Source organism: Streptomyces sp. GLSS-08 (genome assembly GCF_056387915.1).
Genome location: NZ_JBWJAQ010000001.1, coordinates 143,342 through 168,260, shown reverse-complemented (window position 1 = coordinate 168,260; position 24,919 = coordinate 143,342). Strand labels below are relative to the sequence as shown.

The window sequence follows — 24,919 nt, the reverse complement described above, 5'->3', positions numbered from 1 at the left end:
CGGGCGCGACAGGGCGTTCGCGCCGCCGGACGGAGTCTGCGGCACCCCCGGCAAGGGGGGTGGGTGGGGGACCGCGGCGGATGCGACGGGACCGGGACTTCCCTCTCTCAGGTCGAGAAGGGAGTCCGCGGGCCTGCACCACCGCACTGGCTCGCACGCCGCCGCGGCCCCCGTCCTGCCCGGAGCAGCCGGTGGACCACCCCTCATCCGGGTCCTCGGCTGTCGCGGGCGTCCTTGGGGTCAGTCCTCGCGCAGGGCGCGGACCGCCTCCTCCACGCGCTTGCCGTAGTCCGGGTCGGCGGCGTGGAAGTGGGCGAGGTTCCTCTCGACGACGTCGTCGCGGGAGACCTGCGAGAGGCTGCCCGCGATGGTCGCGACGAGCCGGGACCTCTCGTCCGCGGACATCAGCCGGTACAGCTCGCCCGCCTGGAAGAAGTGGTCGTCCTTGGTGTGCGACGGGGCCTCGTGCGTACCGGTGTGACCGTGGACCGCGAGCGGCGCCGACAGCGGGCGGCCGGTCTCGACCGGGCCCTCGTACGAGTTCGGCTCGTAGTTCTTCGCCGCGCGCCCCTGCGGGTTGGCGGCCATCAGGCCGTCGCGGCCGTAGTTCTCCGCGACCGTCGCCCGCGGGGCGTTGACCGCGAGCTGGGTGTGGTTGACGCCCAGGCGGTAGCGGTGCGCGTCCGCGTAGGCGAACAGCCGGCCCTGGAGCATCTTGTCGGGGGAGGGGCCGATGCCCGGGACGAAGTTGTTCGGGGAGAAGGCGGCCTGCTCGACCTCGGCGAAGACGTTGTCGGGGTTGCGGTCCAGCACGAGCCGGCCCACGCGCCGCAGCGGGTGGTCCGCGTGCGGCCACACCTTGGTGAGGTCGAAGGGGTTGAAGCGGTACTCGGCCGCGTCCGCCGCCGGCATGATCTGGACGTGCAGGGTCCAGGACGGGTTGACGCCCCGCTCGATGGCCTGGAGCAGGTCCGTCTGGTGGGAGTCGGGGTCCTTGCCCGCGATGTCCTGGGCCTGCTCGGTGGACAGGCAGCGGACGCCCTGGTTCGTCTTGAAGTGGTACTTGACGAAGAAGGCCTCGCCCTCGGCGTTGGTCCACTGGTAGGTGTGCGAGCCGAAGCCGTCCATGTGGCGGTACGAGGCCGGGATGCCGCGGTCGCCCATCAGCCAGGTGATCTGGTGCGTCGCCTCGGGGGAGTGGCCCCAGAAGTCCCAGACGTTGTCCGGCTCCTGCCTGCCCGTGAACGGGTCGCGCTTCTGGGAGTGGATGAAGTCGGGGAACTTGACGGGGTCCTTGATGAAGAAGACCGGCGTGTTGTTGCCGACGAGGTCGTAGTTGCCCTCCTCGGTGTAAAACTTCACCGCGAAACCGCGCGGGTCGCGGACCGCGTCCGCGCCTCCCAGGTTGTCGGCCACGGTCGAGAAGCGCAGGAAGAGCTCGGTGCGCTTGCCGACGGTGTTCAGGAAGTCGGCGTACGTGAAGTCCGTGACGTCGTCGGTCACTTCGAAGTAGCCGTACGCGCCGGAACCGCGGGCGTGCACCACGCGCTCCGGGATGCGCTCGCGGTTGAACCGGGCGAGCTTCTCCAGCAGGTGCTGGTCCTGGAGGAGGAGCGGGCCGCCGACGCCGGCGGTGGCGGAGTTCTGGTTGTCGGCGACCGGAGCGCCGGACTCGGTCGTAAGCACGCGCTTCGACATCGTGGACCTTCCGTACGAGGGGCAGCGGAAAGCTGCTTCCGCTTCGTGGAGCCTAGGTTCGGGGCGATCTGGACGTCAACAGTTTGTTGAAGTCCGGTGGTCGGGGCTGGTACCGGGCGGCGCCGACGCCTGGGCGCGACAGGACAGGTGTCAGCGGCGGCGCCGCCCGGAGACTGTGGGGGCCGCCGGATCAGAGCCGGGCGCCGGAGAGGCGCTCCACCGCGCGCAGCAGCGCGGAGTGGTCCAGGCCGCCGTCGCCCTGCGCGCGCAGGGAGGCGACGAGCTGGGCGACCACGGCGCCGACCGGCAGCGCGGCACCGACGTTGCGGGCGGCGTCCGTGACGATGCCCATGTCCTTGTGGTGCAGGTCGATGCGGAAGCCCGGCTTGAAGTCGCGGTCGAGGAAGTTGTCCTTCTTGCGCGTCAGTACGGTGGAGCCGGCGAGCCCGCCGCCCAGGACGTCGAGGGCGGCCTTCAGGTCCACGCCCGACTTCTCCAGGAAGACCACGGCCTCGGCGCACGCCTGGATGTTCACGGCGACGATCAGCTGGTTGGCGGCCTTCACGGTCTGGCCGGAGCCGTGCGGACCGCACAGCACGATGGTCTTGCCGAGCGCGTCGAGGACCGGCTTCACCTCGTCGAAGTCGGCCTGCTCACCACCGACCATGATCGAGAGCACGGCCTCGATCGCCCCTGTCTCGCCGCCGGACACCGGGGCGTCCAGGACGCGGATGCCCTTGTCCTTCGCGGCCTCGGCCAGGTCCACCGAGGTCTGCGGGGTGATCGAGGACATGTCGACCAGAAGCGCACCGGACCGCGCGTTCTCCAGGATGCCGTCGGGGCCGTACGCGATGGCCTCGACCTGCGGGGAGGCCGGGACCATGGTGATCACCACGTCGGCCTCGCGCACGGCCTCGGCGATCGAGCCCGCCGCCCTGCCGCCGGCCGCGGACAGCCGGTCCAGCTTGTCCTGCTCCAGCGTGAAGCCGGTGACGTCGTATCCGGCCTTGATCAGGTTCTCCGACATCGGGGAGCCCATGATGCCGAGGCCGATCCAGGCGATCTTGGGAAGGGTGCTGCTCATGCGGGTGCCTCTCTGACTGCTGTGCTGCGTCTGGGGGTTGCCGCGGGGCGCGGTCGCGTCGCCGTGCGTCCGGGCGTGCCGTCCGGCGGTGGTCAGCGGGCCGCGCGGGCCTCGCGCGGGAGCCAGTCGAAGGCCTCCGCGCTCGGCCGGTCGCCCGGCTTGTACTCCAGGCCGACCCAGCCGGCGTACCCGGCCTTCGCGAGCCGGTCGAGGAGGTCCTCCAGCGGGAGGGAGCCGGTGCCGGGTGCGCCGCGGCCCGGGTTGTCGGCGATCTGCACGTGCCCGGTCCGGTCGGCGTACCGCTCGATCGCCGACGGCAGGTCCTCGCCGTTCATCGACAGGTGGTACAGGTCCATGAGGAACCTGGCGTTGCCGAGTCCCGTCGCCGCGTTGACCTTGTCGACCACGCCCACGCCCGCCGGGGCGGAGACCAGCGGATAGCGCGGCGACTCCGGCTGGTTCAGGGTCTCGATGAGGAGAATCGCGCCGATCCGGTCGGCGGCCCGCGCGGCGAGCACCAGGTTCTCCAGGGCGAGCGCGTCCTGCTCGGCCGGGTCCACGCCCTTGACGCGGTTGCCGTACAGGGCGTTCAGCGCCGTGCAGCCGAGCGACTCGGCGAACGCGGCGGCCACGTCGATGTTGGCGCGGAACCTCTCCGACTCCGCGCCGGGGAGCGACAGGGCGCCCCGGTCGGGGCCGGGCAGCTGCCCGGCGTAGAAGTTCAGGCCCGTCAGCCGGACGCCCGCGTCCTCGATCGCCTTCTTCAGGTCGTCGAGCGCGGACTGCTCGGGGGTGGGGGAGTCGGCCCAGGGCCACCACAGCTCGACCGCGGTGAAGCCCGCCGCGGCGGCGGCCGCGGGGCGCTCCAGGAGCGGGAGTTCCGTGAAGAGGATCGACAGGTTGACGTTGAAGCGCTGCTCTGCGAATCCCATGGGGTCGGCGCTCCCTTCCGTATCGATATTCCGTATTGCGGAAGTTCGTTTCTGCTTAATGGAAGACTGCCGCTGGGTGTCGCGCCTTGTCAAGAGGGGGCTGCGGGAAAATCGACACCGCGCAGTAGGTTGAGCGGGTGCGATTGAGAGTGGAGTTCACGACCGAGCCCTTCGACCTCGACGAGGCGCCGCGGCACGCGCTGGTCGCCCGTGAGGTCGTCGAGGCGGCCGAGCTGGACGCCGTGGACGTCGGCCCGTTCGGCAACACCGCGGAGGGTGCCGCCGACGAGGTGCTCACCGCAGTCGGCGCCCTGCTGCGCAGGTCCCTGGAGGCGGGCGCCACCCGGGTCTCGCTCCAGGTCAACGTGGTCGGGGAGGGCGATAGGTGACCGGTACCGGGGACGACCCCTTCGTCACGGCGGTCAAGCCGCTGGTCGACGCCATGGGCGGCGAGATGCTGGCGCCCGGGGAGGCCGGCGCCGACGACGTCGTGCTGTCCTGGGAGGGTGCGGACGTCGTCGCCGTACGGCTGCCGCAGCTCGCCGACTCGCTGGACCGCATCCTCGCCGCCCTCGAACGCAAGCGGGGCAAGCCCCTGGCCGAGCTCGACCGCAAGGCCAAGCAGGAGGTCGTGGCGATACTGGAAGCCCGGGGCGCCTTCTCGGTGCGCCACGGCGTGGAGACGGTCGCGAGCGCGCTGGGCGTCAGCCGTTTCACCGTCTACAACTACCTGAATCGCGAGAAGGAATCCTGACCGCGTCGCGGGGTGCAAAGGTCTGACCAGGGGAAACGCGGCCGACTCGGCCCCGGTCGCCCCGCCCGCGGTGAGCCGCCGTCCGTGTCGCCCGGACGGCGGTTTTTGTTACCCGCATTTTTCAACAAAGTGTTGACGTGGTGTTTCCGAGGGCGTTAGCTGTCCGCAGCCCGTCCAGCACAAGGCCACGGAGGCTTCCCGTGACTTCGAGTACGACACCCGGCGGCCTCGCCCGGTTCAACGCCCTGGAGGAACACGCGGCTCGCGCCACCCTCCACGAGGTCTGCGCCTCCACGGCGTGGGCGCGCACCCTGCTCGCCCGCCGCCCCTACGCCACCGCCGACGACCTCTTCGCCGCGAGCGACGCCGCGACGGCCGAGCTGACCCCCGCGGACCTGGCGGAGGCGATGGCCGGGCACCCGCCGATCGGGCGCCCCGAGCCGGGGGACCCGACCTCCTCGCGGGAGCAGCGCGGCATGGCCGGTGCCTCCGAGGAGCTGAGGACGGAGATGCTCGAACTGAACCTGGTGTACCAGGAGAAGTTCGGCCACGTCTTCCTCATCTGCGCCACCGGCCGGACCGGCGAGCAGATGCGCGACGCGGTCAGAGAGCGGATCGGCAACGCGCCCGAGCAGGAGCGGGAGATCGTCCGCACCGAACTGGGAAAGATCAACCGCATCCGGCTGACCGGCCTCGTACAGGAAGAGCAGGCATGAGCACCGACAGCACGGCCTCCGTGTCCACCCACATCCTGGACACCAGCGCAGGGCGCCCCGCCGGGGGCGTCGCCGTCCGTCTCGCCGCCCGCGGCGGACGCGAAGCGGACTGGCGCCCGCTCGGCGGTTCCGCGACGGACGCGGACGGACGGTGCAAGGACCTGCCGGCACTGCCGGAGGGGACGACCCACGTACGGCTCGACTTCGCCGTCGAGCCGTACTTCGAGAAGAAGCAAGCCGATGCGCAGCAGGACGCCCCCGCGAATCGGGACAGCGGTGCGTTCTTCCCCGAGGTGGCGATCACCTTCGCCGTCGTACCGGGCGAGCACTACCACGTACCGCTGCTGCTCAACCCGTTCGGCTACTCCGTTTACCGAGGGAGCTAGCAGACATGACAGACCGATCCCGCCCTGCCCGCATGACGATGCTGGGACAGAACCAGTACGGCAAGGCCGAGAACCGCGTCGTGAAGATCACGCGTGACGGCGACACGCACCACATCAAGGACCTGAACGTCTCCGTCGCGCTCAGCGGCGACATGGACGACGTGCACTACTCGGGCTCGAACGCGAACGTCCTGCCGACGGACACCACCAAGAACACGGTGTACGCCTTCGCCAAGGAGTACGGCATCGAGTCCGCCGAGCAGTTCGGCATCCACCTCGCGCGGCACTTCGTCACCTCGCAGGAGCCGATCCACCGGGCGCGCATCCGCATCGAGGAGTACGCCTGGGACCGCATCGCGACGTCGGACGCGAACTCGCAGTTCATCGGCGCCGACGAGGTCAACCACTCTTTCGTGCGCAAGGGGCAGGAGACCCGGGTCACCCAGATCACCTTCGACGGTGAGAAGTGGGAGGTCGTCTCCGGCCTCAAGGACCTGGTCGTGATGAACTCGACGAACTCCGAGTTCTGGGGCTACGTCAAGGACAGGTACACGACGCTCAAGGAGGCCTACGACCGCATCCTGGCGACGCAGGTGTCCGCGCGCTGGCGGTTCAACTGGACCGACGACGAGCAGCGGATGCCCCACTGGGAGAAGTCGTACGAGCAGGTGCGCAAGCACATGCTCCAGGCCTTCGCGGAGACGTACTCGCTGTCGCTCCAGCAGACCCTGTACCAGATGGGTTCGCGCATCATCAACCACCGCAGTGAGATCGACGAGGTCCGCTTCTCGCTGCCGAACAAGCACCACTTCCTCGTCGACCTGGAGCCCTTCGGCCTCAAGAACGACAACGAGGTCTACTACGCGGCCGACCGCCCGTACGGCCTCATCGAGGCCACCATCCTGCGCGACGGCTGCGAGCCGCACATCCCGGTGGACCTCACCAACCTGTAGTACCGCGCCGGCGGCCGACGAGGGCCGCCGCGGTACCACCGCCCCCGACGCGTGCGCCGGCGTCGACATCCCAGGGGGAGAGCGGGGGCATCTGCGCAACAACAGCACCACGGACCCGGTCGTCACCCCGCTCGACCCCCGGGTCCGTCCGCCGATGGGAAGAACGAGGAACCGCCGTGGCAGTCGAGCGCATCGTCATCGAGAACTGCGCCATCGCGACCGTGGACGCGGGCGACACCGAGTACGCCTCGGGCTACATCGTCGTCGCCGGCAACAAAATCGAGTCGGTGGGTGCCGGAAAGGCCCCCGAGAACCTGGAGAACGTGGTCCGTCGCGTCGACGGAACCGGGCACCTGGCGACCCCGGGCCTGGTCAACACCCACCACCACTTCTACCAGTGGATCACTCGCGGCCTCGCCACGGACCACAACCTCTTCAACTGGCTCGTGGCGCTCTACCCGACCTGGGCGCGCATCGACGAGAAGATGGCCTACGCCGCCGCGCAGGGCTCCCTCGCCATGATGGCGCGCGGCGGTGTCACCACCGCCATGGACCACCACTACGTCTTCCCGAAGGGTTCCGGCGACCTGTCCGGCGCCATCATCGGGGCGGCGCGCGAGACGGGCGTCCGCTTCACCCTCGCCCGCGGCTCGATGGACCGCAGCGAGAAGGACGGCGGGCTGCCGCCCGACTTCGCCGTCGAGACCCTCGAAGGGGCGCTGGCCGCCACCGAGGCGACCATCGACGAGCACCACGACGCGTCCTTCGACGCCATGACCCAGATCGCCGTCGCGCCCTGCTCGCCCTTCTCCGTCTCCACCGAACTCATGCGGCAGGGCGCCGAACTGGCCCGCCGCAAGGGCGTACGGCTGCACACGCACGGCTCGGAGACCGTGGAGGAGGAGCAGTTCTGCAAGGAACTGTTCGGCATGGGCCCGACCGAGTACTTCGAGTCCACCGGCTGGCTCGGCGAGGACGTGTGGATGGCGCACTGCGTCCACATGAACGACTCCGACATCGCCGCCTTCGCCCGCACGAAGACCGGTGTGGCCCACTGCCCCTCGTCCAACGCCCGCCTGGCGGCCGGCATCGCGCGCGTTCCCGACATGCTGGCGGCCGGCGTCCCCGTCGGCCTCGGTGTCGACGGCACGGCGTCCAACGAGTCGGGCGAACTGCACACCGAACTGCGCAACGCCCTGCTGATCAACCGCCTCGGCGCCCACCGCGAGACCGCCCTGAACGCCCGCCAGGCGCTGCGCCTCGGCACGTACGGCGGCGCCCAGGTCCTCGGCCGGGCCACCCGGATCGGCTCCCTGGAGGCGGGCAAGCTCGCCGACCTGGTGCTGTGGAAGCTGGACACCCTGGCCCACGCCTCGATCGCCGACCCGGTGACCGCGCTGGTCTTCGGCGCGGCCGCCCCGGTCACCCTCTCGCTCGTCAACGGCAGGCCGGTCGTCGAGGACAGCCGGCTCCTGAACGTCGACGAGGACGCCGTCGCCCGCTCCACGCGGGCCGAGGCGCAGCGCCTCGCGCGGATCACCGCGCAGGCCTGACAACCACAGAGCTCCGGCCGAGGGGGACGGCCCTCGGCCGGTGGCCATGGACCCGAGCGGGGTCCGTGGTGGCCGTGTCCGGGGAGCGCGCGTGGACGTGCGCTCCCCGGAACGGTCTCCGTCGCGAAGCCGCCGGTGAACCGGAGCCTCGCGACGGCCAACGCCGGGGAGTCCCCTCTCCCCGACGTATCGTCCCGGTCCCGCACGACCGCGCATCACCTCCCTGATACCCGCGTCGCCGCCGTGGCGGACGCGTAACCGACCGGAGGAGCCGCCGTGGCCGCCCAGCCCGCGCCCAGCACCGATGCAGTCCCCACTGGTCAGCCGACGCATCCGGTTGACGAGAAGCTCCCGCCCCTGAAGATGGCGACCAGCGGCCTCCAGCACGTGGCCGCCATGTACGCGGGAGTGGTCGCCCCACCCCTGATCGTCGGAGCGGCGGTCGGCCTGTCCGCCACCGAGCTGACCTTCCTGACCGGCGCGTGCCTGTTCACCGCGGGACTCGCCACCCTTCTCCAGACGCTCGGCATCTGGAAGATCGGCGCCCGGCTGCCGTTCGTCAACGGCGTCACCTTCGCCGGCGTCGCACCGATGACCGCGGTCGTCGCCTCCACCGACGACAAGCGCGACGCCCTGCCGATCATCTTCGGCGCGGTCATCGTCGCGGGCCTCCTCGGCTTCCTGGCCGCGCCGGTGTTCTGCAAAGCGGTCCGCTTCTTCCCGCCCGTCGTCACCGGCACGGTGATCACGCTGATCGGGATATCCCTGCTGCCCGTCGCCTTCGGCTGGGCCCAGGGGCCCGACCCGACGGCCCACGACTACGGCTCGACGACCTACCTCGGCCTCGCGGCCGCGACCCTCGCCATGGTGCTGCTGCTGCGCCGCTTCACGCGGGGCTTCGTCAAGCAGATCGCCGTCCTGCTCGGCCTGGTGCTGGGCACGCTCGTCGCGATCCCGTTCGGCGTCACGGACTTCGGGCCGGTCGCCGACGCGGACGTGGTCGGCTTCCCGACCCCGTTCCACTTCGGTGCCCCGCAGTTCCAGGTCGCCGCGATCCTCTCGCTGTGCGTGGTGATGGTGGTCTCGATGACCGAGTCCACCGCGGACATGCTGGCGCTGGGTGAGATCGTCGAGCGGCCGGCCGACGAGAAGACCATCGCGGCGGGTCTGCGCGCCGACACCCTCGGTTCGGCGCTCAGCCCCCTCTTCAACGGTTTCATGTGCAGCGCCTTCGCACAGAACATCGGACTCGTCGCCATGACGAAGGTCCGCAGCCGGTACGTCGTCGCCACCGGCGGCGGTTTCCTGGTGCTGATGGGCCTGTGTCCGATGGCCGCCTCGCTCATCGCGGGCGTGCCCCGGCCGGTGCTCGGCGGCGCGGGCATCGTCCTGTTCGGCTCGGTCGCCGCGAGCGGCATCCAGACCCTGGTACGGGCCGGCCTCGAGAAGGACAACAACGTCCTGATCGTCGCCGTGTCGCTGGCCGTCGGCATCATCCCGATCACCGCGCCGGAGTTCTACCACGCCTTCCCGGAAACGGCGAAGATCGTCCTTGACTCGGGGATCTCGACCGGATGTGTGGCGGCCGTGGTCCTCAACCTGGTCTTCAACCACCTCGGCAGGAACGCTGACGCGGAGGACGTCACCCACCCGATGGAGGCCGGTGAGGAGCTCGGCGGGGGACGGGCCGGCAAGACGGTCCCGGCCCACTGACGACGGCACCGGCACACGGAACCTCGAAGCACGTCGGGGCACACGGAGGACGCGGCACGTCGGGTGTGCCGCGCCCTGTGCCGTCCTGGCCCCTCGTCGAGGCCGAAGGCGGGATCCTCGTCGCCGGCCGTCCCGTCGCCCCGGGCGGACGGTCAGCCGATGTGGAAGCTGTCCCCGTGGACCTTCCAGTCCAGCGGCGGGTCGAGGTCCAGGTTGCGCTTGTGCAGGAAGTCCCGCTGCGCCGCGCCGGGAGAGCGTGACCGTGACGCAGACGCCGGGCGGGCGCGCGCCCGGGTCGGTCAGAAGCCGAACCGGGCGGGGTCGTCGGCCAGGGTGCGGAAGTACGCGCGCGGGTCGGCGACCAGTTTGCGCTTCGTGAGGTCCATCAGTCCGCCGACCCCGGTCAGTTCGGCGGCCACCGTACCGTCCAGCCTGCGGATCGTCTGCTCGATCCGGAACGTCTTGCCCTCGCCCCAGACGAAGACGCACGTCACCTCGGTCTCGTCCCCGGCGCGCAGCTCCCGCAGATAGCGGATGGTCGTCTCCAGCGCGACCGGCCCCACACCTTCGGCCATCAGATCGGTCTGCCGGATCCCGGCCGCCTGGAGCAGGGACCACCGGGCGTGCTCGGCGTACTGGAGGTACACGCTCTGATTGAGGTGTCCCTGCACGTCGGTCTCGTACCCGCGGACGGTCACTCCCACGGAAAACGGCTCTGCCACGACTTCCCCTTCACGACGGTCGGACGCACCCGGGTGGGCGAACGCCTGTGCCCGGGTCTCACAGACCACAACTTCCCCGTCCCACGGGCCATTCCGCGGCCCGGGAGTCACACCTGGCGCCACCGTGCCGGCCTCACGCGCGCCGCGGTGAGGCCAGTACGTACTGCTCCCGCGTGCGCGGCTCCGTGTGCGTGCTGACCTGCCAGCCCGCCCCCTCCAGGGTGGCCGCGCAGGACCGCAGCCGCCCGGGGTCCGGATCGCGCACCGCGACGGCCTCCGGCTGCGGAGTGGCCCGGACCCGGTAGCCGGGGCCCGCCGCGCCGTCCGGGGGGTGGCCCGCGGCCTCCAGGGCCAGCGCGGCGGCCTGCACCAGATGCGCGCGTTCCCAGCCGCAGGGCCGGTCGGTGGCGCCGCCCGGACCGGTCATCCGGCGCAGCTCCAGGAGCCCCTGCCAGGCACTGTGCACCTCACGGGCGCGCGCAGGGCCCGGTGCGGCGTCCTCCTCGCCGCCGATCCGCGCGGCGAAGACCCCGGAGGCGCCAGCGACGGAGGGGGCCGCGACGGGGACGGCGGGCGTCTCCCCGGGCGCGGGCTCCTTCTCGCGCACCCGATGACCGGCGGGCGTCAGGAAGTGGTCGTGCGGCGGTCTCGGGTGCCGAAAGGCGAGCCCTCGCTTCACCAGCGCGGCGAGCTGGGTCTCCGTGCCCCGCAGCCGCCCCGTCACGGGGTCCGCGGCGCCTATGACGCGCCGCTGGGCGGCGGTCGGCGGTCGAGTCACGGCGCGCTCCCTCCCCTCGGCCGGCCCGGGCCCGGCACTGTCGACGTCACCGGCCCTCGCGGGCACCGAACTCTGTCACCGGCCCGCACGGGCACGGAACCCTGTCACCGGCACGCGCGGGCACCGGCACTCCCGAAGACTACGAGGGGGGTCTGACATTCCAGCTCGCGACGACCGGGCGCCCGTGCTCCGTGCTGAGCCGGCAGACGGTTCCGGTGGCCAGCAGGAACAGCGCACCGCCCGACGGCGGCAGCCCGAGGCGCCGCGCGGTGAGGACCCGCAGGAAGTGCCCGTGGGCGACCAGCACGACACTGCCCTCCGTGTTGGCGAGCGCCGCGTCCACCTTGGCGAGCATCCGGTCGGCACGCTCCCCGACCTGCTCGGGACTCTCGCCGGGGCGTTCCGGCGGTCCCGGTGTCACCCCGTCCCGGAAGAGGAACCAGCCGGGCCGGGTGCGCTGGATCTCGACGGTCGTCATGCCCTCGTAGCCGCCGTAGTCCCACTCGCACAGGTCGGCGTCGATCCGTACGTCGTCGAGCCCCGCGAGTTCCGCCGTCTCCCGGGCCCGGCGCAGGGGGCTGACGAACGCGGTGCCGATGCGGTGCGAGCCGATGAGGGGCGCGACGACGCGCGCCTGCTCGCGGCCCTTCTCGGTCAGCGTGACGTCCGTCCGGCCGGTGTGCCGGCCGGTGAGCGCCCACTCGGTCTCACCGTGCCGCACGAGAAGCACATCACCCATCGCCCGCACCTTCCCGTCGCTCTCCCCGTACGGTGCCACCGGCCCCGGCGGCGCGCAGCAGCGGCTCCGCCAGACGGCGGCTCGGCACGGACGGGAACCTCCGCGCCCGGTGACCGCGGCGCGCTACTGGCGATAGCCGCTCAGGAAGCGCCCGATGCGGCTGATCGCCGCGTCCAGGTCGTCGGCGTGCGGCAGGGTGAGGATGCGGAAGTGGTCGGGTCGGGGCCAGTTGAAGCCGGTGCCCTGGACGACCTGGATCTTCTCGCGCAGCAGCAGGTCGAGGACGAACTTCTCGTCGTCGTGGATCCGGTGCACCTCGGGGTCGAGGCGCGGGAAGGCGTACAGCGCGCCCTTCGGCTTGACGCAGGAGACGCCCGGGATCTCGTTGAGCTTCTCCCAGGCGCGGTCGCGCTGTTCGCGCAGTCGGCCGCCGGGTGCCGTCAGCTCGTGGATGGACTGGCGGCCGCCGAGCGCGGCCTGGATGGCGTACTGCGCGGGCGCGTTGGCGCACAGCCGCATGGAGGCGAGCATCGTCAGCCCCTCCAGATAACTGCGCGCGTGCTGCCTGGGCCCGGTGACGACCAGCCAGCCGGAGCGGAACCCGGCGACGCGGTAGGTCTTCGACAGACCGCAGAAGGTGAGGACCACCAGGTCCGGCGCGAGGGCCGCCGCGCTGTGGTGCACGGCGTCGTCGTACAGGATCTGGTCGTAGATCTCGTCCGCGAACACCATCAGGCCGTTGCGGCGGGCCAGGTCGAGGATGCCTTCGACGATCTCCTTCGGGTAGACGGCGCCGGTGGGGTTGTTCGGATTGATGATCACGACGGCCCGGGTGCGGTCGGTGATCTTCGACTCCAGGTCGGCGAGGTCGGGGTACCAGTCGGCCTGCTCGTCGCACAGGTAGTGCACCGCCGTGCCGCCGGCGAGGGTCGTCACGGCCGTCCAGAGCGGGAAGTCCGGGGCGGGGATGAGGACTTCGTCGCCGTCCTCCAGCAGGGCCTGGACCGCCATGGAGACCAGCTCGGAGACGCCGTTGCCGAGGAAGACGTCGTCCACGCCGACGTCCAGCCCCCGCTCCTGGTAGCGCTGGGCGACCGCGCGGCGGGCGGAGAGGATGCCGCGCGAGTCGGTGTAGCCGTGCGCCTGGGGGAGCATCCGGATCATGTCCTGGACGATCTCCTCCGGCGCCTCGAAGCCGAAGAGCGCGGGGTTGCCGGTGTTGAGGCGCAGCACGCTGTGGCCTGCCTCCTCCAGGGCGTTGGCGTGCTCGATCACCGGGCCACGGATCTCGTAACAGACCTCGCTGAGCTTGCTCGACTGCCGGAACTCCATGCGGTGCGCACCTCCGTGTTGTGGTGTTGCTTGGTTTTACCAAGTAGGTGCTTGGAAAGTCCAACAACATGTCTAGACTGCGTCGCATGTCACCTCGCCGAAGCTACGACCAGTACTGTTCCGCTGCCCGGGCCCTCGATGTCGTCGGTGACCGCTGGACCCTCCTGATCGTCCGTGAACTGCTGGCCGGGCCGCGCCGTTACACCGATCTGCACGCGGATCTGCCGGGCGTCAGCACGGACGTCCTGGCCTCCCGGCTCAAGGACATGGAGCGCGACGGGCTGACGGCGAGGCGCCGGCTGCCGCCGCCGAGTGCGGCGTACGTGTACGAACTCACCGCGCGTGGAGGGCAGTTGCTCCCCGTGCTGCAGGCGCTCGGGGAGTGGGGCGCGCCCGCTCTCCAGGAGCGCCGGCCCACGGACGCGGTCCGCGCCCACTGGTTCGCGCTGCCACTGCTGCGCTGCCTCGCGGGTGAGGGTGACGGGCTCGTCCAAGTCCGCCTGGACGAGGGGGAGTTCCACGTCCGGGTGGGAGCCGGGGAGGGCCCGGTGTACGGGGAGGGGCCCGCGCCCGCGGAGCCCGACACCGGGCTCACCCTCGACGCGCCGACGTGCACCGCCCTGAGCCGGGGCGAACTGACGCTCCGCCAGGCGGTACGCGACGGCCGGGTCGAGGTCGCGGGCGAGGGCACGCTGGCCAAGGCCCTGCGGGGCGAGTGACACCGAGGGGGCCTTCCCCGCGCGCCGCGCGGCAGGCTTCGCGTGGGGCCGCCGGGCCGGCGGCCCGCCGGGCTACAGGCCAAAGGGCCGCCGGGCCGCAGGACCACAGGGCTACAGGGCTACAGACCGGAGGGCCGCCGGGCTACAGGACCGCCGGGCCACAGAGCCACCGGGTCACCGAGCCACAGGGTCGCCGGGCTACAGGACCGGGCCGGGGACCGCGGACGTACGGAGGCCCGCGGACGTACTCAGGCCCACGGACGTACGCAGGCCCGCGGACGTACGCAGGCCCGCGGACGTACGCAGGCCCGCCGCACCCAGGGGCGCGGCGGGCCTGGTGTCTCCTGCGGGGAGGCTCCGGTGTTCAGGCGCCCGGGGGCACCCGGGACGGCCGGCCCGAGCCGCGCGTCAGCGTGTACCCGCCGACCCCGGCGAGCGCCGCGAGGACGCCCCCGGCCGCGGTCCACGCCCACCGGTCGGTCCACCAGCCGGAGGCCCACCCGTCGTCGGGCTCGATCGACGACAGCACGGCCGCCGGCGAGTCGGAGTCCTCCGCGTCGCCGGACCCCTCGGACGCCGTCGCGATCCCCGGGACGAGCGGCCGGCCCAGCGACCCGTCCACCGCGGCGGAACCGCCGATGTCCTTGCCGTCGACCCGGACCTCCGCGTCGACCGGGAGCCCCAGGTCGGACACCTGGAGGTCCAGGACGGTCAGCCGGACGTAGTACGTGCCGGGCAGCGGGTCGTTGGCCCACGTCTCGGACCAGGCACGGACCGTGCGCAGGGTGCACGACAGCTCCACCGTCGCCGCGTCCCGCGCGGCCGTGCGCGTCTGCGCCCCGTACTGGCACGCCTGCCGGCGCCGCAGCCCGTCGTACACGTCGATCTGCCAGGTCTGGGCGGCGTGCCGGGTGGACGCCTCGGGCAGCTTCACCGTCGCCTTCACGGTGGGCCGCTGTCCGGCGTCCGCCGGGTACGACCAGTACAGGTAGTCGCCGGTGGACCCGCCGGCCGTGGCCTCCTGACCCTGGTCGATCTCGGTCGCCGTACGGAACGACGTACCGGCCTCCGTGGGCGCGTCACCGTCGGCCGACGGGCTCGCCGAGGGCGTGGAGTCGGCGAGCGCCGGGGCCACGGCGACGCCGAGCATGAACAGTGCCGCGGTCAATACACGTGCGATACGCATCAGTTGGTCCTCCAGACCGCGACCCGCCAGCGGGAGATCCAGCCCCACAGCACACCCGCGAGGAAGCCGGTGAGCACCAGGGCGCCGAGCAGCCACCAGCCGCGCCCGAGCCCGAAGGCGGCCACGTCGTCCGCTCCGTCGGGCCCGTCGACGACGTCGACCGTCAGCTCGAGGGGCAGGCCGGGCGAGGTCTTCACGCCACCGGCGGCCGAGAAGGAGTGGGACACCTGGAGGCACACGGCCTCGGCGGGCGCGTCCTCGTCGTCGCTCTCGGCCTTCGGGTAGCGCAGGCCGGTCGACACCACGTCGGTGCGGCCGTTGCCCGCCGCCTCGCCGCGGACGATCTCCCGCCCGTGCACGGTCACCGCGCGCAGCAGCACGCCGTGGTCCGGGTTGACCTGTCGGTCGGCGGCCACGCTCACGGAGGCACGCAGCTCCTTGCCGGGCTCGACGTCCACGCGGTACCAGCGGTGCTGCCCGAACTCCTCGCGGTCGGTGTAGAGGCCGGACTTCAGCGTCGGCGCCTTCGCGCAGGCGTCGGCACCGTCCACGGCGACCGGCGTCACCACCGGGTCGGCGGCCCGCTCCACCAACTGGCCGACGCGGTCCGACAGTTCCTCCTTGTGCCGGACGGAGGTGTACGTACCTCCGGTGGCGTCCGCGATGCAGCTGAGCTGGTCGCGGGTCTTGGCGTCGGGCACGAGCCCGAGCGTGTCGATGGTGAGCCCGATGCCCTTGGCGGCGATCTCGCGGGCCACCTCGCAGGGGTCAAGCGGCTGGCAGGTGTCCTCGCCGTCGCTGATGAGGACGATGCGCCGGGTGCCCTCACCGCCGTCCAGGTCGGTGGCCGCCTTGCGCAGCGCGGGCCCGATCGGTGTCCAGCCGGTCGGCGCGAGCGTCGCGACGGCGGTCTTGGCCTCGGTCCGGTCCAGCGGCCCCACCGGGTAGAGCTGCTCGGTGTCCTTGCAGCCCGTCTTCCGGTCGTCGCCGCGGTAGTTGGCGCCGAGTGTGCGTATGCCGAGCCGGACCTCCTCGGGTGTGGCGTCGAGCACCTCGTTGAAGGCCTGCTTGGCCGCGGCCATCCGCGACCCGCCGTCGATGTCCCGGGCCCGCATCGAACCGCTGACGTCCAGCACGAGTTCGACCTTGGGAGCGGCCTGCTCCGCCGGTTCACCGGCGGCCGCCGTGGCCGGGAAGGCGGCCCCGGCCGTCAGGGCGGCGAGCAGGGCGCAGATTCCCGCCGCCAGCCGTTGTCTTGTGATCATCGGCGGATCCTATTGATCAAAGGTGCCGCGCTTCAAAACGAGCGGGTGGCGGCGCCCGCGCCGGAGACCGGGTTGGGCAGCCGCGCCCACAGATCGCCGGAGGTGTCCGGGGACAGCCGCATCAGGGTCAACGCCTTGGTGGGCAGCGGTTCTTCGAGCAGCGCGACGAGATCCGGGGTGCGCGGCAGGTCCCGTACGGCGGTGGACAGGGCCTCGCGCAGCACGGCGGAGGAGCCCGCCGTCGCGCCGAGCGCGCCGCCGACGAGCGAACCGAACAGCTTGCGGCGCAGGGCGGTCTCGTCGTCCGTGACGATCCGTCCGGACAGCTCCGGCGCCGGGATGCCGTGGCGGGCGAGGCGGGCCGGACTGACCCGGATGTCGGCGAGATCCCGGTAGACGAGCCGCAGCGGGGCGCCCGCGGGAGAGAGGACGACGAGGAGGTTCTGGCCGTGCGCCTCCAGGGCGACGCCCAGGTCGAGCAGGCGCAGGCAGGCGGTCAGCGCGAGCCGGGTGAGATCGGCGAGCCAGGCCGCCGACCGGGGCAGCCCGGTGGTCGCGAGTGCGGCCACCGGGACGACCCGCTCGCCCTCGCGCGCGTACGCCTCGGGGGACTCGCGCACCACGGCGGCCAGGTCCGGGGACCCGGCGGTGGCCGCGCCGAGCGTGCGGGTGACGTCCAGCAGGCCGTCCGTGCGCGCCGAGACGCTCTCCATGAACGCCGAGACGGTCTCGGACGTCGCGATCGAGTAGACCGAGATGTCCCGCACGGAGGAGGTCAGCCGCGCGCTCAGGGCGGTCTTGATGTGCGGCCCGTCCGGGAGGGCGAGCGTGCGCAGCGACATCAGCGGATGGGCGACGGGCCCCTTGTGGCTCGGGGTGTCGAGCACGTGATCCGCCTGCCAGGGATGGACCGGGATCAGGACGCGCCCGCCGTCCCGCAGCCAGCCCGGCCACTCGCCGGTGACGAGACAGTCGTCCACGGCCGCCGACCGCAGCTCCACCAACGGCCCGTGCTCGGGACCGTACGCGAGCTGCTCGGCCACCGAGAATCCGGGCCGGGAACGGCAGTTGGGGTGGTACGGGTGGCCGTCCACCACCCGCTGCTCCCACTCCCAGCCGGTCTCCGCGGGCCGGTCCGCGGCCGGCAGGCCGGCCCGCGACAGCGCCAACGAGGCCACGCTGTGCGCGAGTTCGGCGGCGAAGTCCTGCCCGTGAGCCACTCCCAGGGCGGCCATCAGCTCGTCCGGACGGTCGTACCGCCGCCCGTCGAGCCGGACTTCGGGCGCGTACGCGGTGGTCGCGTACGGGTCGGCGAGCGGACCCCGCAGCCGGCGCCCGTCGGCGAGCCGGACCGTGACGTCGTCGTGGCCCTGCTCCCGGCCGTCGACCCACGGCAGCGGCTCATGGACCAGCGCGCGCCACAGCCGCGACAGGACGGCCGCACGCGCACCCGGCAGCCCCGCCGCGTACGGCGCCGACAGATCGGGGCGTACGGCGTCCAGGTCGGCGGCGAACTCGGCCTCGGGCCGGGAGGGACGGTGCACGGTCGGGCTCCTTTGGTACGGGGACGGCGTCGCGACCACCGGCGACGGACGACGGACGGACCGCCCGTGCGCACGCGCGCTGATCACACACGGTCATACTGATCACCGGAGAACAGTGCACCGTACGGAACGTGGGGAACGAATGGACGGCGTGGATCCCCTGCACCCCCGGCCCTCCCCGGACGACACGGCGGAGGCGGCCGACGTGTATGCCGCCGCGCCGCTGCTCAATTGTCTGCTGCGCGAGGCCGCCGAGCCCGCCGGAGCTCCCGGCGTGTACCGGCTCCGGGCCGGCGGCCGGCTGCTGCGGGTCCGGGGCACCCGCCGGCCCGCGTGCCCCGAGGTCCGCACGAACGGCGCCTGGCACCGGCTGACCCACGCCGAACTGGTGAAACTCACGGCCGAGGAGCTGCGCCGCCTCACCGGCCTGTCCAACTCCGAACTGCCCGCCGAGATCACTGACAGCCGCGACGCGGTCGCCGCGCTGCTCGCCGCACGCGCGGGCACGCAGCCGCCCGAGGACCTGTACCGGCGCTCCGAGCAGTCCCTGGTCACCGGGCACCCGCACCACCCCGCCCCGAAGGCGCGCGGCGGCGGTCCGGTCGCCGGCTGGCTGCCGTACGCGCCCGAGGCGTACGCCCGGTTCCCGCTGGAGCTGCTCGCCGTGCGTGAGGACGCGGTGGCCGAGGACGGCGACCCGGCGGCACTCGACACCCTCGGCACCGCCCCGGCCGGCTACCGGCTGCTGCCCGCGCACCCCTGGCAGCTCGGCCTGGTCGCCGCCCGCCCCGAGATCCGGGACGCCCTCGCGGACGGCCGGCTCCTGCGCCTCGGCCGCACCGCCCGTCCGCTGTGGCCCACGGCCGCCGTGCGCACGCTGTACGCCCCCGGGGACGACCTCTTCCTCAAGTTCAGCCTCGACGTGCGCATCACCAACGACATCCGCCGCCTGTGGCGCCACGACCTGCTGAGACTGCGCCGCACGGACGAGGTGGTCACCTCCGCGTTCGCCGCCCTGGGCGGGCCCGCCGCCTGGCTGTCCGACCGGGGCTACCGCACCGCGGACTTCGCCTTCGAGGAACTCGCCGTCCTCGTCCGCGACGGACTGCGCGAGCACGTCCTGCCCGGCGCGACACCGCTCCTCGCGGCCGCCCTGGTGGAGGGGTTCGACGGCAGCCCCCTCGACCGGACCGAGGACCCCCGCGGCTGGTGGGCGGCGTACCTGCGCCAGGTCGTGCCACCGGTCCTCGACGCGTTCGCACGCCACGGCGTCGTCCTCGAGGCGCACCTGCAGAACACGCTCGTCGCCGTGGACGCGGACGGCATGCCCGTGCAGGCCCTGTTCCGGGACGCGGAGGGCGTCAAGCTGCTGGGCGAGGTGTCCCGCGCCGCGGGATGGGAGCGGCTCGTGTACTGCCTGCTGGTCAACCACCTCACCGAACTCGCGGCCCTGCTCGCGGAACGGCACCCGGGCACCGACCCGTGGCCCGCCGTACGGAGCGAGCTGACCCGCTACGACACCGAGCACGGCCTCCCCGAGATCCGCGAACTCCTCGCCGCCCCCGCCCTCCCCGGCAAGACGAACCTGCTGCTGCGCTGGACGGGCGCCGACGGCGCCGACGCCCGCTACCTGCCGCTCCCGAACCCGCTGGCCCGGGACACGTCCGGCGGCCAGCCGGAGAACGCCCCCGGTCCGGGCCCCGGATAATGCCCGCGGCCCCCGCGACCGGCTGATCTACAGTTGCCGTGTGCTGCGCGAAGTGACTGCCGTCCGATACGTGACCCCACTGCGGGCGGGCGGCTCCGTGCCCGGAGTCGTCGAGGCCGACGACCTCGGGACGTACGTCGTGAAGTTCACCGGCTCCGCGCAGGGCCGCAAGGCGCTGGTCGCCGAGGTGATCGTCGGGGAGCTGGGCCGCGCCCTCGGCCTCAGGATCCCCGAGCTGGTCCTCGCGCACTTCGACCCCGCGGTCGCCGCGCACGAGCCGCACCAGGAGGTCCAGGACCTGCTGCGTGCCAGCGCCGGACTCAATCTCGGCATGGACTACCTGTCGGGCGGCCGGGACTTCACCCCGGAGATCGCCGCGGAGTTCCCCGTCGACCCGCTGGAGGCGGGCCGGGTGATCTGGCTGGACGCCCTCACGGTCAACGTCGACCGGACGGTGCACAGCTCGAACCTGATGGTCTGGCCCACGCTCGGCGTCGCACCGCCGCGTCTGTGGCTGATCGACCACGGCGCGGCCCTCGTCTTCCACCACCGCTGGGACGCGTCGGCGCCGGAGAAGGCCTACGACTTCCGCCACCACGCGCTCGGCGCCTTCGCGCCGGACCTGCGGGCGGCCGACGCCGAGCTCGCCCCCCGGGTGACCGAGGAGCTGCTGCGCACCGTCACGGCCGAGGTGCCGGACGTCTGGCTCGCCGACGAGCCCGGTTTCACCGGTCCGGAGGAGGTCCGCGAGGCCTACGTCCGCTATCTCGCCGCCCGCGTGCGGGCCTCCGCCGCCTGGCTGCCCACCGGCTTCCCGACCCGGGAACAGCTGGCTGCCGAGGACGCCCGCCGCGCCGCCAGGACGCAGCGGGGCCGCCCGGACTGGCTCAAGCGGGTCCCGGACCTGCACGGGAAACCGGCCGCCGAGCAGGACTGGTCCGTGCACCTCGAAAGGAAGCCCTGACCGCGTGACCTCACCGCACGGCACTGCGCCCCCGGTGCTGTGCGGTACCGGGGGCGCAGTGCCGTGCGGGCGAGTCAGCCGGCGAGCCGCTCGTACGCCGGCAGGGTCAGGAAGTCCACGTAGTCCTCGTCCAGGGACACCTGGAGCAGCAGGTCGTGGGCCTGCTGCCAGTTGCCGGCGGCGAAGGCCTCGTCACCGGTCTCGGCCCGGACGGCGGCCAGTTCCTCGGCGGCGATCCTGCGGGCCAGCTCGGGAGTGGCCTTCTCGCCGTTCTCGAACTCGACGCCCGCGTTGATCCACTGCCAGATCTGCGAGCGGGAGATCTCCGCGGTCGCGGCGTCCTCCATCAGGTTGAAGATCGCGACCGCGCCGAGACCGCGCAGCCAGGCCTCGATGTAACGGATGCCGACCTGGACGGCGTTGACCAGGCCGTCGTACGTGGGCCGGGCGTCCAGCGAGTCGATCGCGATCAGGTCGCCGGCGGCCACGGACACCTCCTCGCGCAGCCGGTCCTTCTGGTTCGGCCGGTCGCCGAGGACCTTGTCGAAGGACTCCATGGCGATCGGGACCAGGTCGGGGTGCGCGACCCAGGAGCCGTCGAAACCGTCGCCCGCCTCACGGTCCTTGTCCGCCTTGACCTTCTCGAAGGCGACCTTGTTGACCTCCTCGTCGCGGCGCGAGGGGATGAACGCGGCCATGCCGCCGATCGCGTGCGCTCCGCGCTTGTGGCAGGTACGCACGAGGAGTTCGGTGTACGCCCGCATGAACGGGGCCGTCATCGTGACCGCGTTGCGGTCCGGCAGGACGAACTTGGCACCGCCGTCACGGAAGTTCTTGACGATCGAGAAGAGGTAGTCCCAGCGGCCCGCGTTCAGTCCTGAGGCGTGGTCGCGGAGTTCGTAGAGGATCTCCTCCATCTCGTACGCCGCCGTGATCGTCTCGATCAGGACGGTCGCGCGGACGGTGCCCCGCGGGATGCCGATGTGGTCCTGCGCGAAGACGAAGACGTCGTTCCACAGGCGCGCCTCCAGGTGGGACTCCGTCTTCGGCAGGTAGAAGTACGGGCCCTTGCCGAGGTCGAGGAGCCGCCGCGCGTTGTGGAAGAAGTACAGGCCGAAGTCGACGAGCGCGCCGGGGACGGGCGTGCCGTCGCCGTCCACGAGATGGCGCTCGTTCAGGTGCCAGCCGCGCGGACGCATCACGACGGTCGCCAGCTCGGCGTTGTCCTTCAGCGCGTACGACTTGCCGGTGCGCTGGTCCGTGAAGTCGATGCGGCGCTCGTAGGCGTCGGTCAGGTTGAGCTGGCCGAGGATCACGTTCTCCCAGGTGGGAGCGGAGGCGTCCTCGAAGTCCGCGAGCCAGATCCGGGCGCCCGAGTTGAGGGCGTTGATCGTCATCTTGCGGTCGGTGGGGCCGGTGATCTCGACCCGGCGGTCGTTCAGCGCGGCCGGAGCGGGGGCCACCTGCCAGGAGTCGTCCGCGCGGATCGCGGCGGTCTCGGGGAGGAAGTCGAGCGTGGAGGTGCGGGCGATCTCGGCGCGGCGCTCCGCGCGGCGGGCCAGGAGGTCGTCACGCCGGGGCGTGAACAGCCGGTGCAGCTCGGCCACGAAGGCGAGGGCCGCGTCGGTGAGGACCTCCTCCTGCCGGGGCAGGGGCTCGGCGTCGACGATGGCCAGCGGGGACGGCGCTGGTGCGGACATGAGCTGTCACTTCCTTCAGCGAGCTACGTACGAGGGGTTTGCGGCTTCTCACGCGGTACGGCTTCTCCTGAACCACCCGAGCGAACCACGTGCGGAGCGCGTACGCCGCGGCACTGGGTGCCAGGGGCCCAGGGTGCGGCGGACGGCGCCCTCGGAACAGCCGGGCGCTTCTGAGCAGTGGATACTAGTTTCCTCATGGTGGAAGTTCAATGGTTTGTTGATGTCGAGATTCTCCGGGTCGACAGAAGGTGGCGCTCGGTGCCACCCCGTTCACTCCAAGTGGACGAGGTCCGCCTCGGTGTCGATGTCGTACGCCTGCGCCACGTCGCCGCACTCGACGAGCGTGATCTCGTCCCGGTGGGCCGCGAGGTAGGCGCGCGCGCCGCGGTCCCCGGTGGCGGACGCGGCGACGCCCGCCCAGTGCCCGGCGCCGAACAGCACCGGATGGCCGCGCTCACCGCCGTACGCGGCCGCGGCGAGCGTCCCCGGCGACGCGTACGCGGCGAGGACCCGGGCCACCGCCCGAGGTCCGATCCCCGGCTGGTCGACCAGTGAGACCAGGGCCGCCCCGGCTCCGCTGTCCGCCAGCGACCCGAGGCCGGCGTGCAGCGACGTGCCCATCCCGGCCTCCCACTCGGGGTTGTCCACGAGCACGCACCCGTCCAGCACGGCCCGCTCCCGGACGTCGGCGGCCCGCGCGCCCAGCACCACGTGGACGCGGCTGCACCCGCCCGCCCGCAGGACCCCGACCGCGTGTTCGACCAGCGGGCGTCCGCGGTGCGACAGCAACGCCTTGGGCCGGCCTCCGAGCCGGCGTCCGCCCCCGGCCGCCAGCAGCAGGCCCGTGACCTGTTCCTTCTTCTCCGTCATCCCCCCTGCATACCCGACACCGCGCGGGCCTGCCCCACAGCCGTGCGGTGCGCGGGACGTCCGCGCGGCGAATTTCCGTCCGTGGAGTGGCGCCCGCCGTGCCGGGTGGCGTTTACTGGCCCGCGCCCCCGGCGTCCGGCCCGTGCCGCGGGGGGAGTTGGAGCCGAGGGGACGCGGGACGTCGCACAAGGACGTGCGAGGGGGGAGAGCTGTGTTGCGGAGCCTGGGACAGAAGCCGGTGGCCGGCAGTGACGAGGATCCGAGGGTGGCGGAACTGCACTCCGCCGTCTCGCGACTGCGTCGTGAACTGGCCGCGATTCCCGCCGAGTTCCCCGACCGCTGCATAGCCGAGGACGAGCTCGCGGCGCTGGCCGCCCTGACCGTCGGCGGCGCTCCCGAGGTCCCGCGACTGCGGCGCGCCCTGCTCCTGATCGCCGGCGCCATCGGCTCGGTCAGCGCCCTGGCGGCCGGCCTCGCCGACGTGCGCAGAGCGGTGGAACTCTTCGGGGCGCCGCCGGGGCGGTAGGGGTGCGCCGGCCGCCCCGGAATGCGCCCCGGGACAGGCCCACCCCTCGGGACGCGCCACCGCGCCCGGGACGCGCCACCACCCCTCGGGACGCGCCACCGCGCCCGGGACGCGCCACCGTGCCCGGGACGCGCCACCGTGCCCGGCTCGGTGAGGCGGGCGCGGTGGGGAGGCGGGGGCGGGATCCGGTCAGGCGGGCGGGCCCGAGCTCGCCAGGACCTCCGAGAGCTCCGTCGCCACCTGCTGGAGCACGGGGACGATCTTCTCCGTGGCGGCCTCGGTGACGCGGCCTGCCGGGCCCGAGATCGAGATCGCGGCGGCGGTGGGGGAGTTCGGTACGGAGACCGCGAGGCAGCGGACTCCTATCTCCTGCTCGTTGTCGTCGAGCGCGTAGCCGATCCGGCGGACCTCCTCCAGCGCGGCGAGGAAACCGTCCGGCGTGGTGATCGTCTTCTCCGTGGCGGCGGGCATGCCGGTGCGGGCCAGCAGCGAGCGCACCTCGTCGTCGGGCGTGTGCGCCAGCAGGGCCTTGCCCACCCCCGTGGAGTGCGGCAGCACCCGGCGGCCGACCTCGGTGAACATCCGCATCGAGTGCTTGGACGGCACCTGGGCGACGTAGACGATCTCGTCCCCGTCGAGCAGCGCCATGTTCGCCGTCTCCCCGGTCTCCTCGACCAGCCGGGCGAGATGGGGGCGGGCCCAGGTGCCGAGGAGCCGCGCCGAGGACTCGCCGAGGCGGATGAGCCGGGGGCCGAGCGCGTAGCGCCGGTTGGGCTGCTGGCGCACATAGCCGCAGGCGACCAGTGTGCGCATCAGGCGGTGGATGGTGGGCAGCGGCAGCCCGCTGCTGGCGGAGAGCTCGCTCAGGCCGACCTCGCCCCCCGCGTCCGCCATCCGTTCGAGCAGGTCGAAGGCGCGCTCGAGGGACTGGACGCCACCGCTGGCGGCGGAAGACTTGGCGGCGGCTTGTGCGGGGGCGTCGCTGGCGCTGGACGTCGGCACGGCGCGGTCCTTTCAAGGGCAGGCAGGCAGGGACGCAGCCTACCCGGCGGTCGGTCGACTCCCCGGCTGTGCGTA

General features: G+C 72.5%; 24 protein-coding genes and 1 pseudogene. 11 read left to right on the top strand and 14 right to left on the bottom strand.

The genetic code is table 11. The features are described 5' to 3' along the window. Nucleotides 1-240: 240 nt before the first annotated feature. From AC0ZLC_RS00635 to AC0ZLC_RS00625, 3 genes are all read right to left on the bottom strand, one after another. Entirely contained in the window at nt 241-1,698 is a 1,458-nt protein-coding gene (locus tag AC0ZLC_RS00635; protein ID WP_476749836.1) for a catalase, read from the bottom strand. A 190-nt stretch (nt 1,699-1,888) separates the two neighbouring features. Beyond that, nucleotides 1,889-2,782: a 2-hydroxy-3-oxopropionate reductase gene (locus AC0ZLC_RS00630; RefSeq protein ID WP_476749835.1), complete on the bottom strand. Its 894-nt coding sequence runs from the start codon at nt 2,780-2,782 to the stop codon at nt 1,889-1,891. A gap of 92 nt (nt 2,783-2,874) precedes the next feature. Then, entirely contained in the window at nt 2,875-3,714 is an 840-nt protein-coding gene (locus tag AC0ZLC_RS00625; protein ID WP_476749834.1) for a TIM barrel protein, read from the bottom strand. Between the two features lie 137 nt (nt 3,715-3,851). Here AC0ZLC_RS00625 and AC0ZLC_RS00620 point away from each other — a divergent pair, with 137 nt between their 5' ends. From AC0ZLC_RS00620 to AC0ZLC_RS00590, 7 genes are all read left to right on the top strand, one after another. Further along, a complete protein-coding gene (locus AC0ZLC_RS00620; protein ID WP_476749833.1) occupies nt 3,852-4,103 on the top strand; it encodes a YkoF family thiamine-binding protein in 252 nt (83 codons plus the stop codon). After that, entirely contained in the window at nt 4,100-4,468 is a 369-nt protein-coding gene (locus AC0ZLC_RS00615; RefSeq protein WP_476749832.1) for a helix-turn-helix domain-containing protein, read from the top strand. Before AC0ZLC_RS00620 ends, AC0ZLC_RS00615 begins: the two co-directional genes overlap by 4 nt. Nucleotides 4,469-4,668: 200 nt before the next feature. Further along, nucleotides 4,669-5,184: a 2-oxo-4-hydroxy-4-carboxy-5-ureidoimidazoline decarboxylase gene (gene uraD, locus AC0ZLC_RS00610; RefSeq protein WP_476749831.1), complete on the top strand. Its 516-nt coding sequence runs from the start codon at nt 4,669-4,671 to the stop codon at nt 5,182-5,184. Next, nucleotides 5,181-5,570 (top strand): hydroxyisourate hydrolase, encoded by a 390-nt coding sequence (gene uraH / locus AC0ZLC_RS00605; RefSeq protein ID WP_358851569.1) that lies wholly within the window; start codon nt 5,181-5,183, stop codon nt 5,568-5,570. The genes uraD and uraH overlap by 4 nt, the downstream gene beginning before the upstream one ends. Before the next feature lie 5 nt (nt 5,571-5,575). Next, the gene (pucL, locus tag AC0ZLC_RS00600) at nt 5,576-6,523 is read left to right on the top strand and encodes a factor-independent urate hydroxylase (RefSeq protein ID WP_476749830.1); all 948 of its coding nucleotides are present in this window, start codon (nt 5,576-5,578) and stop codon (nt 6,521-6,523) included. 176 nt (nt 6,524-6,699) lie between these two features. Beyond that, a complete protein-coding gene (locus AC0ZLC_RS00595; RefSeq protein WP_476749829.1) occupies nt 6,700-8,076 on the top strand; it encodes an 8-oxoguanine deaminase in 1,377 nt (458 codons plus the stop codon). A 363-nt stretch (nt 8,077-8,439) separates the two neighbouring features. Continuing rightward, the gene (locus tag AC0ZLC_RS00590; protein WP_476750204.1) at nt 8,440-9,789 is read left to right on the top strand and encodes a nucleobase:cation symporter-2 family protein; all 1,350 of its coding nucleotides are present in this window, start codon (nt 8,440-8,442) and stop codon (nt 9,787-9,789) included. A 152-nt stretch (nt 9,790-9,941) separates the two neighbouring features. Here the strand turns inward: AC0ZLC_RS00590 and AC0ZLC_RS00585 are convergent. From AC0ZLC_RS00585 to AC0ZLC_RS00565, 5 genes and pseudogenes are all read right to left on the bottom strand, one after another. Then, nucleotides 9,942-10,031 (bottom strand): annotated as a pseudogene (locus tag AC0ZLC_RS00585) (chitosanase); the annotation flags it as partial. Between the two features lie 57 nt (nt 10,032-10,088). Further along, nucleotides 10,089-10,511 (bottom strand): acyl-CoA thioesterase, encoded by a 423-nt coding sequence (locus tag AC0ZLC_RS00580; protein WP_476749828.1) that lies wholly within the window; start codon nt 10,509-10,511, stop codon nt 10,089-10,091. Between the two features lie 133 nt (nt 10,512-10,644). Beyond that, nucleotides 10,645-11,289 carry a hypothetical protein gene (locus AC0ZLC_RS00575; protein WP_476749827.1) on the bottom strand — a complete coding sequence of 215 codons (645 nt, stop codon included), beginning with the start codon at nt 11,287-11,289 and terminating at the stop codon, nt 10,645-10,647. 139 nt (nt 11,290-11,428) lie between these two features. Next, nucleotides 11,429-12,028, bottom strand: a complete 600-nt coding sequence (locus tag AC0ZLC_RS00570) for a histidine phosphatase family protein (RefSeq protein ID WP_476749826.1) — start codon at nt 12,026-12,028, stop codon at nt 11,429-11,431. Nucleotides 12,029-12,151: 123 nt separating this feature from the next. Further along, on the bottom strand, nt 12,152-13,360 hold the full coding sequence (locus AC0ZLC_RS00565) for a pyridoxal phosphate-dependent aminotransferase (RefSeq protein WP_476749825.1): 1,209 nt from the start codon (nt 13,358-13,360) through the stop codon (nt 12,152-12,154). A gap of 86 nt (nt 13,361-13,446) precedes the next feature. Here AC0ZLC_RS00565 and AC0ZLC_RS00560 point away from each other — a divergent pair, with 86 nt between their 5' ends. Continuing rightward, a complete protein-coding gene (locus AC0ZLC_RS00560; protein WP_476749824.1) occupies nt 13,447-14,079 on the top strand; it encodes a winged helix-turn-helix transcriptional regulator in 633 nt (210 codons plus the stop codon). A gap of 364 nt (nt 14,080-14,443) precedes the next feature. On the opposite strand, the gene AC0ZLC_RS00555 is transcribed toward AC0ZLC_RS00560, so the two are convergent. The 3 genes from AC0ZLC_RS00555 to AC0ZLC_RS00545 are packed head-to-tail and all read right to left on the bottom strand — an operon-like array spanning nt 14,444 to nt 18,074. Next, nucleotides 14,444-15,265, bottom strand: a complete 822-nt coding sequence (locus AC0ZLC_RS00555) for a hypothetical protein (protein ID WP_476749823.1) — start codon at nt 15,263-15,265, stop codon at nt 14,444-14,446. After that, entirely contained in the window at nt 15,265-16,530 is a 1,266-nt protein-coding gene (locus AC0ZLC_RS00550) for a VWA domain-containing protein (protein WP_476749822.1), read from the bottom strand. Before AC0ZLC_RS00550 ends, AC0ZLC_RS00555 begins: the two co-directional genes overlap by 1 nt. A gap of 32 nt (nt 16,531-16,562) precedes the next feature. Beyond that, nucleotides 16,563-18,074 (bottom strand): IucA/IucC family protein, encoded by a 1,512-nt coding sequence (locus AC0ZLC_RS00545; protein ID WP_476749821.1) that lies wholly within the window; start codon nt 18,072-18,074, stop codon nt 16,563-16,565. A gap of 142 nt (nt 18,075-18,216) precedes the next feature. Between AC0ZLC_RS00545 and AC0ZLC_RS00540 the strand changes: the two genes are divergently transcribed. Then, nucleotides 18,217-19,782 (top strand): IucA/IucC family protein, encoded by a 1,566-nt coding sequence (locus AC0ZLC_RS00540; RefSeq protein ID WP_476749820.1) that lies wholly within the window; start codon nt 18,217-18,219, stop codon nt 19,780-19,782. 40 nt (nt 19,783-19,822) lie between these two features. After that, nucleotides 19,823-20,746 (top strand): HipA family kinase, encoded by a 924-nt coding sequence (locus AC0ZLC_RS00535; protein WP_476749819.1) that lies wholly within the window; start codon nt 19,823-19,825, stop codon nt 20,744-20,746. A 74-nt stretch (nt 20,747-20,820) separates the two neighbouring features. Here AC0ZLC_RS00535 and aceB read toward each other — a convergent pair whose 3' ends face one another. After that, nucleotides 20,821-22,446, bottom strand: a complete 1,626-nt coding sequence (aceB, locus tag AC0ZLC_RS00530) for a malate synthase A (RefSeq protein WP_476749818.1) — start codon at nt 22,444-22,446, stop codon at nt 20,821-20,823. A gap of 270 nt (nt 22,447-22,716) precedes the next feature. Next, nucleotides 22,717-23,316, bottom strand: a complete 600-nt coding sequence (locus tag AC0ZLC_RS00525) for a nucleotidyltransferase family protein (protein ID WP_476749817.1) — start codon at nt 23,314-23,316, stop codon at nt 22,717-22,719. Between the two features lie 211 nt (nt 23,317-23,527). On the opposite strand from AC0ZLC_RS00525, the gene AC0ZLC_RS00520 reads away from it, so the two are divergent. Next, a complete protein-coding gene (locus tag AC0ZLC_RS00520; RefSeq protein ID WP_476749816.1) occupies nt 23,528-23,842 on the top strand; it encodes a DUF5955 family protein in 315 nt (104 codons plus the stop codon). A 189-nt stretch (nt 23,843-24,031) separates the two neighbouring features. On the opposite strand, the gene AC0ZLC_RS00515 is transcribed toward AC0ZLC_RS00520, so the two are convergent. After that, nucleotides 24,032-24,844: an IclR family transcriptional regulator gene (locus AC0ZLC_RS00515; protein WP_476749815.1), complete on the bottom strand. Its 813-nt coding sequence runs from the start codon at nt 24,842-24,844 to the stop codon at nt 24,032-24,034. Nucleotides 24,845-24,919 lie beyond the last annotated feature (75 nt).

What these genes read in the sequence shown, in the direction of transcription:
- AC0ZLC_RS00635 (WP_476749836.1), bottom strand. Translation starts at nt 1,698, where the DNA reads ATGTCGAAGCGCGTGCTTACGACCGAGTCCGGCGCTCCGGTCGCCGAC.
- AC0ZLC_RS00630 (WP_476749835.1), bottom strand. Translation starts at nt 2,782, where the DNA reads ATGAGCAGCACCCTTCCCAAGATCGCCTGGATCGGCCTCGGCATCATG.
- AC0ZLC_RS00625 (WP_476749834.1), bottom strand. Translation starts at nt 3,714, where the DNA reads ATGGGATTCGCAGAGCAGCGCTTCAACGTCAACCTGTCGATCCTCTTC.
- uraH (WP_358851569.1), top strand. Translation starts at nt 5,181, where the DNA reads ATGAGCACCGACAGCACGGCCTCCGTGTCCACCCACATCCTGGACACC.
- pucL (WP_476749830.1), top strand. Translation starts at nt 5,576, where the DNA reads ATGACAGACCGATCCCGCCCTGCCCGCATGACGATGCTGGGACAGAAC.
- AC0ZLC_RS00590 (WP_476750204.1), top strand. Translation starts at nt 8,440, where the DNA reads ATGGCGACCAGCGGCCTCCAGCACGTGGCCGCCATGTACGCGGGAGTG.
- AC0ZLC_RS00570 (WP_476749826.1), bottom strand. Translation starts at nt 12,028, where the DNA reads ATGGGTGATGTGCTTCTCGTGCGGCACGGTGAGACCGAGTGGGCGCTC.
- AC0ZLC_RS00565 (WP_476749825.1), bottom strand. Translation starts at nt 13,360, where the DNA reads ATGGAGTTCCGGCAGTCGAGCAAGCTCAGCGAGGTCTGTTACGAGATC.
- AC0ZLC_RS00560 (WP_476749824.1), top strand. Translation starts at nt 13,447, where the DNA reads ATGTCACCTCGCCGAAGCTACGACCAGTACTGTTCCGCTGCCCGGGCC.
- AC0ZLC_RS00555 (WP_476749823.1), bottom strand. Translation starts at nt 15,265, where the DNA reads ATGCGTATCGCACGTGTATTGACCGCGGCACTGTTCATGCTCGGCGTC.
- AC0ZLC_RS00550 (WP_476749822.1), bottom strand. Translation starts at nt 16,530, where the DNA reads ATGATCACAAGACAACGGCTGGCGGCGGGAATCTGCGCCCTGCTCGCC.
- AC0ZLC_RS00540 (WP_476749820.1), top strand. Translation starts at nt 18,217, where the DNA reads ATGGACGGCGTGGATCCCCTGCACCCCCGGCCCTCCCCGGACGACACG.
- aceB (WP_476749818.1), bottom strand. Translation starts at nt 22,446, where the DNA reads ATGTCCGCACCAGCGCCGTCCCCGCTGGCCATCGTCGACGCCGAGCCC.
- AC0ZLC_RS00525 (WP_476749817.1), bottom strand. Translation starts at nt 23,316, where the DNA reads ATGACGGAGAAGAAGGAACAGGTCACGGGCCTGCTGCTGGCGGCCGGG.